The following is a 12,164-nucleotide window of genomic DNA, read 5'->3' on the forward strand; positions in this document are numbered from 1 at the left end:
TTTACCAGACTCCTGTGTAATATAGCCGCCACAACACTCATATTCAGGCAACCAGACTATGACCGTGGCCTTGACCTCCATCAAGATCAGCACCGACTTCGACAGTGGCAATATCCAGGTGCTCGACGCCAGCGACGCCTACCAGTTGCTGCTGGCCATCCAGCCCGATACCCGCAGCCACCATTACCAATGGTTCCACTTCAAAGCCGAAGGCATGCACGTGGGTCACACCCATAATTTTCGCCTGAGCAACGCCGGTGGTTCTTCGTATAAGCACGCCTGGAGCGGCTACAACGCTGTCGCGTCTTATGATCACGTCAACTGGTTCCGAGTCCCTACCCGCTTCGACGGCGAGATCCTGCACATCAGCCTCGAAACCCGTGAGAAACATGCCTGGTTGGCCTACTTCGAGCCCTACAGCCGCGAACGCCACGACTGGCTGATCGACCAGGCCCTGAAGTACGCCGGCACCCAACTGCTGGCCACCGGCAAAAGTGTCGAGGGCCGCGATATCCAACTGTTGCGACGTGGCAAAGGCGGCGAAGGCCGGCGCAATGTCTGGATCATTGCCCAGCAGCACCCCGGCGAGCACATGGCCGAATGGTTCATGGAGGGCATCATCGAACGCCTGCAACAGGATGGCGATGCCGAGATGAAAAAGCTCCTGGCCGTTGCCGACCTGTACCTGGTGCCGAACATGAACCCCGACGGCGCCTTCCACGGTCACCTGCGCACCAACGCCATGGGCCAGGACCTCAATCGCGCCTGGCAAAGCGCCAGCCAGGAGATCAGCCCGGAAGTCCTGTTCGTGCAACAGCAAATGCAGCAATACGGTGTCGACCTGTTCCTCGACATCCACGGCGACGAAGAAATCCCCTACGTGTTTACCGCTGCCTGCGAAGGCAACCCCGGCTACACCCCGCGTATCGAAGCGCTGGAAAAACGCTTCCGCAGCCATTTGAGTTCGCTGACCCGTGACTTCCAAACCACCCACGGCTACACCCGCGACTTGCCGGGCGAAGCCAATATGACCCTGGCCTGCAATGCCGTCGGCGAGCAGTACGACTGCCTGTCCCTGACCCTGGAAATGCCGTTCAAGGACAACGACGACGCCCCCAATCCGAAAACAGGTTGGTCAGGCGAACGCTCCAAACAGCTGGCCAAGGACGTCTTGAGCAGCGTGGCCGATATCGTCACGGTCCTGCGCTAACGCCCCTGGCCCCCGGCATCAGTCCTTGGTGCCGGTCATGCTCTGCAGCACACCATCGCGCCGAATCAACCCATGGAACAGCGCCGCCGCCAGGTGCAGCAGTACCGTCAGGAACAGCAGGTAGGCCAGATACCCATGGGCCTTGCGCAATAGCGCAAACAGCGGTGCATCCGCCGCCACCAGCGCCGGCAACTGCACCGAACTGCTGAGCATCACCGGGTCGCCCGCCGCCGAAATCATCGCCCAGCCCAGCAGCGGCAACACCAGCATCAACCCATACAAGACCAGATGGGACGCCTTGGCTGCCAGCACCTGCCACAACGGCAAGTCAGACGGCAACGGCGGCTGGCGGGTGGAGAAGCGCACCGCCAGGCGCACGATCACCAGCACCAGGATCGCGATCCCCAGCGGCTTGTGCAGGTGGATCAACCACTCATGCCGCTCCGACACTGACGCCGCCAGGCCTGCGCCGATAAACAACATGGCGATGACCATCAGCGCCATCAACCAGTGCAGCAGGCGCGCCAGGGGTGCAAAAAACCGCGGTTGAGCATTCATGGCTTCGACTCCGCTGGGGCACTGTGCAAGGGGCTGACTTCACCGGCACGGCGCAGGTACGAACTGGCATACGCCGCCGAACGTGCAGCCAGCAGCGGATCATTGGAGGCTTCGATGCCGCTGGGCAAAATCAACGGATCGAAATTAATGTCGCGACAATCGCCGTCGGCCTGGGGCTGGCTGCTTTGCAGCACCAGGGTGCCGGCATTCAGCACCTTGTGCTCACCGCTCCAGGGTTTGCTCGCATCATCCAGCGGGTCGCCGGGGTTGGCCAGGGTCATGTTCAATTGCCAACGCAACGGCCCTGAGGCCAGGCGTTGCACCAGGTCTTTCTCCAGAAAGTCGGCGCCCGCTGGTGCGGTCTCCCCCGCTGCATCCTGAATCTGGGGCACTACGCCCCAGCGCACGGCCTGGCGCTTGCCCTCGGCACTCACCAGGTAAAACGCGTTGATACCGTTATAGGTTTCGGTCGCATAACTGGCCGATGGCCTGGCCGTCTTGACCCACGCCAGGAATGGCGCCGCCTCAGGGTGTGCGGCAAAAAACGCCGACATATTCGCCGGGTTCGGTTTGCCGGTGGCCGGGTCCGGCGCGCCGGCCTTGAGCATCTGGTAGAACGCCTCGGGCGTGCCCACCGGGAACACCGGCATGCTGTTCATGCCGGTGCGCCATTGCTGGCCATTAGCCAGACTGAACTGCACGGCAAAGCTGCGGATCGGCACACTGCTGTCCGGCGCATAGGGGTTGCCGCTGGGCAGGGCGAAGCGGCCGATCAATGGGGTCCTGGCCGCGCTGAACACCTGGGCGCGGGAGTAGGCACGCGCCTCGGCACTGCTTTCGAAATACCCGGCCACGCACACGCCCTTGGCATGGTTACGCCGGAATCCCGGGTGCACGCCGTTGTTGGTTTCCAGGGCATTGACCAGGGTTTTCGGACGCAGGCGTTGTGGGTCGAGGCTGCCGTTGACGTAGGCAAATGCCCCGGCCATAACCGCAACCACGGCGCCAATTCCCGCGAGTCGTGCGATCAGGCTCGCCGTGCTTAACGGGGGACGTGGCGGTGATGAGTGATCTACCATGAACAGACTCCAGGGCCTGAAGGCCTTTGGGGGTAACCATAAGGTCGGAGCATTAAGACGAACGCCGATCCGCTCTATTCCCAGGCCCTGGATTTATTTTCCACGGCCGGGAATAACCGTTCACGCCGGACGTCTCTCTAGTCCCAGCGTAGTGACCAGCCAGACACCCATGCATGAACTCGACGAACCGTTACGTGAACTCATCCCCAGGCTGCGGCGTTTCGCTGTGTCCCTGACCCGTAACGCCAGCAGTGCCGACGACCTGGTGCAGGCGACCCTGGAGCGGGCGATCACCCGTTGGGCCGACAAGCGCATCGAGGGCGACCTGCGCGCCTGGCTGTTCTCGATCCTCTACCGGCAGTTCCTCGATGCCCACCGCCGCACCCGGCGCTATGCACGCATGCTGGAATTCTTTACCGGCCGCGATGACGCGCAGCCGTCGGTGGAGCGCACCGTCATCGCCCAGGCGACCCTGCAAGCCTTCGACCAACTCAACACCGAACAACGCGCACTGCTGTTGTGGGTGTCGGTGGAGGGCTTGAGCTACAAGGAAGTCGCGCAAATACTCGAGGTGCCGATCGGCACCGTGATGTCGCGCCTGTCCCGGGCGCGCCAAGCGTTGCGTCAACTCAGCGATGGCGACATCGCCAGCCCTTCCCTGCGGATACTCAAATGATCAGCCTGCCCCCCAGCGAACGCGACCTGCATGCCTACGTCGATCACCAACTCCTGGACAGTGATCGCCGTGTGCTCGAAACCTACCTGGCCGCCCACCCCGAGGTCGCGGCCCAAGTGCAGGCGTGGCAGCAGGACGCGCAATTGCTGCGCGCGTCCTTGAGCGGCGCCCTGCAACAACCGGCCAACCCGGCGCTGGACCCGGCACTGATTCGCCAGCGCCTCAAGCACCAGACGCGCCGCCGCTTTGCCACCGCCGCAGTGCTGCTGATGGCCGTCAGCCTCGGTGGCCTCGGCGGCTGGCAGGCCCGTGAAGCCACGCAACCGCCGCTGCTGCCGATGGCCGATGCGATGCAAGCGTTCCGCCTGTTTGCCCAGGAGGGCATCATGCCCGCCGACTACAACGGCCAGGACCGCGGCACGATGCAGGCGTGGCTCGACCGCTACTTCAATCAAGCCCATCGCCTGCCGGACTTGAGCCAGGCGGGCTTCACGCCCGTCAGCGGACGACTGCTCACCACCGATCAAGGCGCCGCCGCCATGGTGCTGTACCAGGACGCACAAGGTCGGCGCATCAGCTTCTACATCCGCCCACCGGGCCCGGACAACGGTTTCCTGCCCCGTGGCGAGCGCACGGCGGATGGACTGCAAGCGCAATACTGGTCCGGCGGCGGCTACAACTATGCGGTGGTCAGCCCGGCCGGCCAGCCGACGCCACCCCTGCAGCCGTTCTAGATTGGTCAAATCGCCATCGGCGCCCTAAAGTAAGCGACCACCGCATTACAGAGTGACTCGCATTGGCCGTGCTCCCCCTTATCCGTCGTTTGCTCGGTAAAAAAACCGACACACTGGACGACACGCCCATCCAGACGTTCTTTCAGGACAAAGCCCGGCAACAGGGTTACACCCTCAGTGCTGGTCAAGCCCAGGCCATCACCGCGATGGCGCGCCAGACCCGGCACCTGCTCGCCAGCCAGCCGACCCGCAGCCTGTACCTGCACGGCCCGGTGGGGCGCGGCAAAAGCTGGCTGCTGGACGGTTTCTTCCAGGCGCTGCCCATCGCCGAGAAACAACGGGTGCATTTCCATGAGTTTTTCGCCCGACTGCACCGCGGTATGTTCACGCACCAGGCGACGGACGATGCCTTGGCCATGACCCTGGACGAGTTGCTCGACGGCTGCCGTGTGCTGTGTTTCGACGAGTTCCACGTGCACGACATCGGCGATGCCATGCTGATTACCCGGCTGTTCAAGGCCCTGTTCCAGCGTGGCGTGTGGGTGCTGGTCACCTCCAACTATCCACCCGAAGGGCTGTTGCCCAACCCGCTGTACCACGAGCGTTTCAAGCCGGTGATCGACTTGATTGCCGCGCGTATGGACGTGCTGGAAGTCAGTTCGCCCGAGGACTTTCGCAGCCTGCCCCAGGCCCATGCCGTGCAGCGCTTTACCACCGGCTGTTACCTGTGGCCTGGCACGCAGGCCCAGCGTGCGGCGCTCGGCCTGCCTGTCAGCGGCGGCCCGACGCAGACGCTGACGGTGGGCAACCGCACATTGATCTGCCGCCAGCATCATGCACGCACCATCGTATTCACCTTCAACGACCTGTGCGAACAGCTGACGGCGGTGATGGACTACCTGTTGCTGTGCGAGGCGTTCGATCACTGGGTCATCGACGGACTGCCCCGCCTGGCAGACTGCCCGATCGCCGTGCAGCAACGTTTTATCAACCTGGTGGACGTGCTTTACGACAAGGACAAGCACCTGATCCTGATCGGCGAACAACCGCTGGCACAGGCCATGAGCGGCCAGGCCATCGACCTGGCGCGCACCGCCAGCCGCCTGAACCAATTGCAACAGGCCGACCCGCAACGGGCGTGCGACCCGGTATCATGAGCGCCTTTTACGCCCCCTTGCCGAGTGACCGCGCCGTTCATGAATACCCTCGCCCAACTCAAGGCCGGCCACTTGGCCGGCATTACGCGCCTGGACCTGTCCTGCGGGCTCACCGAATTTCCTGAGGAAATCTTCGGGCTGGCCGACTCCCTGGAAATCCTCAACCTCAGCGGCAATGCCCTGAGCCGCCTACCCGACGACCTGCACCGCCTGCCGCACCTGCGCGTGCTGTTCTGCTCGGACAACGCCTTTACCGAACTGCCGGAATGCCTGGGCCGGTGCGCCAAATTGAGCATGATCGGCTTCAAGGCCAACCAGATCAGCCACGTGCCCGCCGCCGCGCTGCCGCCGTTGCTGCGCTGGCTGATCCTCACCGACAACCGCATCAGCCAGTTACCCAGCGAGTTGGGCGAGCGGCCGCTGCTGCAGAAACTGATGCTCGCCGGGAACCAACTGACGCAGTTGCCGCAGAGCCTGGCCAACTGTAGCAACCTGGAGCTGATCCGCATTGCCTCCAACCGCCTCACGCGCCTGCCCGAGTGGCTGTTGACGCTGCCGAGCCTGACGTGGCTGGCCTATGCGGACAACCCGGTGGAAATGGCCGTGGATGTGGCGGTGGACGACGCGACAGCGGCTATTCCCTGGACGGAACTGGAACTGGCCGAGGTGCTGGGCGAAGGTGCCTCGGGGGTGATTCGCAAGGCCCTGTGGACACCCATGGCCAAGCCCGTCGCCGTCAAGCTGTACAAAGGCACGATCACCAGCGACGGCTCGCCGCTGCACGAAATGCAGGCCTGCATCGCCGCCGGGTTGCACCCTAACCTGATCAAGGTGCAAGGCCGCGTGGTGGGTGCCCCCGAGGACCAGGCCGCATTGGTCATGGACCTGATCGACCCGAGCTACCGCAACCTCGCCGCCCTGCCGAGCCTGGCCTCCTGCACCCGCGACGTCTACGCCCCCGCCACCCGCTTCAGCCTCGACACAGCCTTGCGCATGGCCCGGGGCATCGCCTCCGTGGCGGCGCATCTGCACCGGCACGGCATCACCCATGGCGACCTGTACGGGCACAATATCCTGTGGAATGAAGCGGGCGATTGTTTGCTCGGGGACTTTGGCGCGGCGTCGTTCCATGCCAAGGCAGACACGTTGGAAACACGAGCCTTGCAACGTATTGAAGTGCGCGCGTTCGGGGTGCTGCTGGGGGAGTTGCTGGAGCGGGTTGAAGCGGGGTTGATTGACGAGGCGCTGGTAGCGTTGCAGAAAAGCTGTTGCCAGCCCGACGTGTTGGCACGGCCGAGCTTCGAAGAAATCAACGCCATGCTGCAATCCATCCAACACCACTAAACAAATGTGGGAGGGGCGGTGCGACGACTCGACTGGCCCCCTCCCACATTTGGATCGCGTTTCTTCAGTTGATAAATCAGCCCGCCAGGCCGACGAACATGTCCTGCACATCATCATGGTTGTCCAAACCTTCGAGGAAGGCTTCGACTTCAGCCATCTGCTCATCGGTCAAACCACTCACCGGGTTCTTCGAGATGTAGCCCAGCTTGGCCGACAGCACGGTGAACCCCTGTTCCGGCAGGGCTTTTTGCACGGCGTCCAGGTCAGTGGTCTCGGTGATGAACAGGGTGGTGCCTTCTTCTTCGCCGTCTTCAAAGTCCTGCGCACCGGCTTCGATCGCGGCCATTTCCGCATCGGCATCCGGGGTGTCCGGCGAGGCTTCGATCAGGCCGACATGGTTGAAATCCCAGGCCACGGAGCCGGAAGCACCCAGCTGCCCCTTGCGGAACGCCACGCGGATTTCCGCCACGGTGCGGTTGATGTTGTCGGTCACACACTCGACGATCAACGGCACCTGGTGCGGGGCGAACCCTTCGTAGGTCACGCGGTGGTATTGCACGGTTTCACCGAGCAGACCGGCGCCCTTCTTGATCGCGCGTTCCAGGGTTTCCTTGGGCATCGAGGCCTTTTTGGCCTGTTCCACCACCAGACGCAGGTGGGCGTTGGTCGCGGTGTCGGCACCGTTGCGGGCGGCGATGGTGATTTCTTTCACCAGCTTGCCGAAGATCTTGCCCTTGGCATTGGATGCCGCTTCTTTATGTTTGACTTTCCACTGTGCGCCCATGACTCACTCTCTTCTATACATCGCGCCGAAACGTCTACTGGCCGGCGCTTTGGGGGCAGAGTTTATAGCGCAAGAACGCATCGTTCCACCAAAAACCCTCAGGGCGCCAACTCGAAAACCGCCTGAATCAGGCGCAACGAGCGGCGCCGCTCCATGCAACCGAGCAGGTGCCGGTTGACCAGCCCCTCGCCCTCAATCGGCACCGCCTGCACCCGTGGGTCGGGGCTGACTTCCATGGACGAGACCACGCCCACCCCCAACTCAGCGGCGACGGCTTCGGTCACCGCCTCGCGGCTGTCCAGTTCCAGCAACACCTTGGGCTGCACATTCGCGGCCATGCAGGCGTCATCGAAGGTACGCCGGGTGATCGAGCTGGGCTCGCGCAGCACCATGATCACCTCGTTGAGTTGCTCGAGGCGGATACCCTCGGGTTGCTGCGCCCACGGGTGGCTGGCCGGCACCAATGCGCACAGCCGCGACTCGCTCAACGGTTGCAGGTGCAGACCGTTGCGCGGTTCCACTTCGGTGAGCACCGCCACATCCGCATGCTCGGACAACAGCGCGGCCAGGGTTTCCTGGGCATTGCCCAGGCGCAGGTTGACGGTAATCCCGGGGTAGCGCGCGCGCAGGCTGGCAATCATCGGCATCACCAGGTGCGGGCCGTCCGCCGCGACTTCCAGGCGCCCGCTCAGCAGTTGGCGGTTGGCCTCCAGCATCGTCTGGGCTTCGTCCACCAGGCCAAAGATCGCCCGTGTGATCGCCGCCAGCCGCGCGCCCTCTTCGGTCAACTCCACCCGCCGCGCGGTGCGGCGCAGCAACGGAATCTGGTAGTGCTCCTCCAAGGCCTTGATATGCCCGGTCACCGCCGGCTGGCTGATGAACAGCCGCGCGGCAGCGCGGGTAAAACTGCCCTCACGGGCCACGGCGTCGAACGCGCGCAGTTGGAACAGGTTCATGGTTATCGGCCTCACTGATAGCTCGCATAACAACAAACAATTTGATTGATGACAAGCCAAACTGCAATTTAGGCGCCGTAGCTTCAACCCCGATGCCTTGCGAGGACTTGAGATGACCACTGCCGCACCGATCCTGCTGACCCCGGGCCCCCTGACCACATCGAACCGCACCCGCCGCGCCATGATGGTGGACTGGGGTTCATGGGATGACCGCTTCAACCAACTCACCGCCAGCGTCTGCGAACAATTGCTGGCGATCCTCCACGGCGAAGGCAGCCACCATTGCGTGCCGTTGCAAGGCAGCGGCACCTTTGCGGTCGAGGCGGCCATCGGCACCCTGGTACCGCGTGACGGCAAGGTGCTGGTGCTGATCAACGGCGCCTACGGCAAGCGCCTGGCCAGGATCTGCGAAGTGCTCGGCCGTGATTTCAGCACCTTTGAAACCGCCGAGGACGAGCCTGCTACCGCCGCCGATGTGGACCGCCTGCTGGCGGCAGACAGCGCCATCACCCACGTTGCGTTGATCCATTGCGAAACCAGCACCGGCATCCTCAACCCGCTGCCGCAGATCGCCGAGGTCGTCAAACACCACGGCAAGCGCCTGATCATCGACGCCATGAGCTCCTTCGGCGCCCTGCCGATCGATGCCCGCGAGGTGCCGTTCGACGCACTGATCGCCGCCTCCGGCAAGTGCCTGGAAGGCGTGCCGGGCATGGGCTTCGTCTTCGCGAACAAACAGACGCTGGCCGCCGCCCAGGGCAACTGCCATTCCCTGGCGATGGACCTGTTCGACCAGCACAGCTACATGGCCAAGACCGGTCAATGGCGCTTTACCCCGCCGACCCATGTGGTCGCCGCCCTGCACGAAGCGCTGCTGCAATACCAGGAAGAAGGCGGCCTGCCCGCGCGCCACCGACGCTATGCCGACAACTGCCAGGCCTTGCTCGACGGCATGGCCGCACTGGGCCTGCGCAGCTTCCTGCCCGCGGCGATCCAGGCCCCGATCATCGTGACCTTTCATGCCCCGACAGACCCGCGCTACCAGTTCAAGGATTTCTACGAACGGGTCAAGGCCAAGGGTTTCATTCTGTACCCCGGCAAATTGACCCAGGTGGAGACGTTCCGCGTGGGCTGCATCGGCCATGTCGATACGCAAGGGATGCGCGCAGCGGTCAAGGCGATCGCCGAGGTGCTGGAAGAAATGGAAGTGTCGGACATCTGATTGCCCCTTACCCACAGGATCTGAACCATGAACTATCAAAACCCCAACACCCTCCAGGCCGTCATCCTCGACTGGGCCGGCACCGTGGTCGACTTCGGCTCTTTCGCCCCCACGCAGATTTTTGTCGAGGCCTTCGCCGAATTCGATGTGCAGGTTTCCATCGAAGAAGCCCGTGGCCCGATGGGCATGGGCAAGTGGGACCATATCCGCACTTTGTGCGACCAGCCGCAAGTCGCCGAGCGCTACCGCCAGGCATTCGGCCGCACGCCCACCGATGACGACGTGACCGCCATCTACCAGCGCTTCATGCCGTTGCAGATCGAGAAAATCGCCGAGCACTCGGCGCTGATCCCCGGTGCCCTCGACACCATCGGCCAGCTGCGCGGGCAAGGTATCAAAATCGGCTCCTGCTCGGGCTATCCCAAGCAAGTCATGGACAAAGTGGTCGCCCTGGCCGCCACCAACGGCTACGTCGCCGACCACGTGGTCGCCACCGACGAAGTGCCCAACGGCCGCCCATGGCCAGCCCAGGCACTCGCCAACGTGATCGCCCTGGGCATCGACGATGTGGCGGCGTGCGTCAAGGTCGACGACACCGTGCCAGGCATCCTCGAAGGCCGCCGCGCCGGGATGTGGACCGTGGCCCTGACCTGCTCCGGCAATGCCCTGGGCCTGACCTACGCGCAGTTTCGCGCCCTCGACAGTGCCACGTTGGCCAGCGAACGCACGCGTATCGAAGCGATGTTCGAAGGCTCGCGCCCCCACTACCTGATCGACACCATTACCGACCTGCCGGCCGTCATCGCCGACATCAACCAGCGCCTGGCCCGCGGTGAAATGCCGCAAAGCGACTGATAGAGGTCAAGACAACGGCATCGCGTCGGGCAAACCGCGCAAAACAGGCTTACAGTAAAAGGACTTCGTCGCCAAAGAACGAAGGTTCGCCCTGATGAGTGAGGAACCCAGCGATGCCGTGGAAAAATTCCGATACGCGCTACAGCACCATGTCGATTGCGCTGCACTGGTTGATGGTGGTGCTGCTGGCGGTGGTCTACGCCTGCATTGAGTTACGCGGCCAGTTCCCCAAAGGCAGCGGTGCACGGACGTTGATCGTCGAGATGCACTTCATGTTCGGCCTCACCGTGTTTGTGCTGGTGTGGCTGCGCCTGTTCGCGCGCAGCCTGGGGGTTGCACCCAAGATCGTCCCCGCCCCGCCACAATGGCAAAGCCTGCTGGCCACGCTGATGCACTTCGCGCTGTACGCCTTGATGATCGGCATGCCGATTGCCGGTTGGCTGATCGTCAGTGCCGAGGGGCATTCGGTGATGTTCTATGGGATCGAGTTGCCGCCGCTGATTGCTGAAAACAAGGCGCTGGCCAAGCAGATCGAGGGCTGGCATGTGCTGTTCGGCAAGATCGGTTACTGGCTGATCGGCCTGCATGCGTTGGCGGGGATCTTTCATCATTATGTGATGCGTGATAACACGGCGTTGCGGATGATGCCGGGTAAGCGCGCTAGGCTGTAAACCCTCGGCGGCCCTGCAAGCCACCGGTATGCACGAAGATCAGGCGAGTGCCGGGCACGAAACGCCCGGCCTCGATCTGCTGCTTCAACGCCAGCAACGCCTTGCCGGTATAGAGCGGCTCCAGCGGTACACCGCAGGCCTGTTCAGTGCTCTCGATAAACTCGAGCAATAGCGGATCAACCTTCCCAAAGCCACCCCGGCTGGCGTCCAGCAATTCATAACCGCCCTGCACGAGGGCACTCACGTTCTGCGCCACGCCATGATCATCCGGTACCGCCATTGCGCCATACACCGGATGCGCGCCCGCCTCCGCCAGCGCCAACCCCGCCAACGTCGTACCGGTGCCCGCCGCCAGCCACCAGGCGTCGTAATCGGCCCAGCCCACGGTGCTCAATTGCCGGCGTGCCTGCTCGACCAAGACCCCGCAACCCAATGCCCCGGCCATCCCGCCTCCGCCTTCGGGCACGGGGTAAAGATCGGGATAGCGCTCGCGCCACTGCAGCCAGAAACCCGGCTCATGGCGCGCGCGATAACCGCCGTAGCCCAGCCAATGCAGGTGCATGCCGCAGGCTTTCAGGTCGAGGACGGTGGGGGTGTCCTGGGGATGGCCACGCAGCAGGCCGACAGTGGCGAAACCAAAACGCTTGCCCGCCGCTGCCAGCGCGTGAAGATGGTTGGAGTACGCCCCGCCAAGGCTGATGACGCCGCTGGCACCGGCCTGTCGTGCCTGGGCCAGATGTTTGGTGAGCTTGAACCACTTGTTGCCGCTGATCAGCGGGTCGATGCGGTCCAGGCGCAGCACGGCCAGTTCGACGCCGTTCAACCAATCGAGCCGCATGGCTTCAAGGGGCGTGTGGGGAAGCCAGTCAAAGGGACCCATCGGGCGGCATCTGCATGGAAAAAGGGGCGGTAGTCTAA

The 12,164-nt window shown here is 63.4% G+C and carries 13 protein-coding genes; 8 read left to right on the top strand and 5 right to left on the bottom strand.

The genetic code is table 11. The features are described 5' to 3' along the window. Positions 1 to 58: 58 nt before the first annotated feature. Positions 59 to 1,210, top strand: a complete 1,152-nt coding sequence (locus FX984_RS07235; protein ID WP_027606265.1) for a M14 family metallopeptidase — start codon at positions 59 to 61, stop codon at positions 1,208 to 1,210. Between the two features lie 18 nt (positions 1,211 to 1,228). Here the strand turns inward: FX984_RS07235 and FX984_RS07240 are convergent, their stop codons facing one another. Beyond that, positions 1,229 to 1,768: a cytochrome b gene (locus tag FX984_RS07240; RefSeq protein ID WP_065940125.1), complete on the bottom strand. Its 540-nt coding sequence runs from the start codon at positions 1,766 to 1,768 to the stop codon at positions 1,229 to 1,231. Continuing rightward, a complete protein-coding gene (locus FX984_RS07245; protein WP_146477100.1) occupies positions 1,765 to 2,847 on the bottom strand; it encodes a catalase family peroxidase in 1,083 nt (360 codons plus the stop codon). The genes FX984_RS07240 and FX984_RS07245 overlap by 4 nt, the downstream gene beginning before the upstream one ends. A 169-nt stretch (positions 2,848 to 3,016) precedes the next feature. Between FX984_RS07245 and FX984_RS07250 the strand changes: the two genes are divergently transcribed. From FX984_RS07250 to FX984_RS07265, 4 genes are all read left to right on the top strand, one after another. Beyond that, positions 3,017 to 3,523, top strand: a complete 507-nt coding sequence (locus tag FX984_RS07250; protein WP_027606262.1) for an RNA polymerase sigma factor — start codon at positions 3,017 to 3,019, stop codon at positions 3,521 to 3,523. Continuing rightward, positions 3,520 to 4,257, top strand: coding sequence for an anti-sigma factor family protein (locus FX984_RS07255; RefSeq protein ID WP_098479148.1), 738 nt, complete (start codon positions 3,520 to 3,522; stop codon positions 4,255 to 4,257). Before FX984_RS07250 ends, FX984_RS07255 begins: the two co-directional genes overlap by 4 nt. A gap of 62 nt (positions 4,258 to 4,319) precedes the next feature. Next, positions 4,320 to 5,414, top strand: a complete 1,095-nt coding sequence (gene zapE, locus FX984_RS07260) for a cell division protein ZapE (RefSeq protein WP_092357670.1) — start codon at positions 4,320 to 4,322, stop codon at positions 5,412 to 5,414. Between the two features lie 39 nt (positions 5,415 to 5,453). Then, positions 5,454 to 6,758, top strand: a complete 1,305-nt coding sequence (locus FX984_RS07265; RefSeq protein WP_146477098.1) for a protein kinase — start codon at positions 5,454 to 5,456, stop codon at positions 6,756 to 6,758. Positions 6,759 to 6,834: 76 nt separating this feature from the next. On the opposite strand, the gene FX984_RS07270 is transcribed toward FX984_RS07265, so the two are convergent. Then, complete coding sequence (locus FX984_RS07270; RefSeq protein ID WP_027606258.1) at positions 6,835 to 7,542, bottom strand: YebC/PmpR family DNA-binding transcriptional regulator; 708 nt, start codon at positions 7,540 to 7,542, stop codon at positions 6,835 to 6,837. Positions 7,543 to 7,640: 98 nt separating this feature from the next. Continuing rightward, positions 7,641 to 8,498 carry a LysR substrate-binding domain-containing protein gene (locus FX984_RS07275; RefSeq protein WP_146477096.1) on the bottom strand — a complete coding sequence of 286 codons (858 nt, stop codon included), beginning with the start codon at positions 8,496 to 8,498 and terminating at the stop codon, positions 7,641 to 7,643. 112 nt (positions 8,499 to 8,610) lie between these two features. On the opposite strand from FX984_RS07275, the gene FX984_RS07280 reads away from it, so the two are divergent. From FX984_RS07280 to FX984_RS07290, 3 genes are all read left to right on the top strand, one after another. Beyond that, positions 8,611 to 9,720, top strand: coding sequence for a 2-aminoethylphosphonate--pyruvate transaminase (locus FX984_RS07280; protein WP_146477095.1), 1,110 nt, complete (start codon positions 8,611 to 8,613; stop codon positions 9,718 to 9,720). 27 nt (positions 9,721 to 9,747) lie between these two features. Beyond that, entirely contained in the window at positions 9,748 to 10,575 is an 828-nt protein-coding gene (phnX, locus tag FX984_RS07285) for a phosphonoacetaldehyde hydrolase (RefSeq protein ID WP_108572642.1), read from the top strand. A 113-nt stretch (positions 10,576 to 10,688) separates the two neighbouring features. After that, positions 10,689 to 11,246, top strand: a complete 558-nt coding sequence (locus tag FX984_RS07290) for a cytochrome b (RefSeq protein ID WP_092357678.1) — start codon at positions 10,689 to 10,691, stop codon at positions 11,244 to 11,246. Here FX984_RS07290 and FX984_RS07295 read toward each other — a convergent pair. Continuing rightward, positions 11,236 to 12,126, bottom strand: a complete 891-nt coding sequence (locus FX984_RS07295) for a 1-aminocyclopropane-1-carboxylate deaminase/D-cysteine desulfhydrase (protein WP_146477093.1) — start codon at positions 12,124 to 12,126, stop codon at positions 11,236 to 11,238. The genes FX984_RS07290 and FX984_RS07295 overlap by 11 nt on opposite strands. Positions 12,127 to 12,164 lie beyond the last annotated feature (38 nt).

Source organism: Pseudomonas marginalis, assembly GCF_008692035.1.
GTDB classification, from domain to species: domain Bacteria; phylum Pseudomonadota; class Gammaproteobacteria; order Pseudomonadales; family Pseudomonadaceae; genus Aquipseudomonas; species Aquipseudomonas marginalis.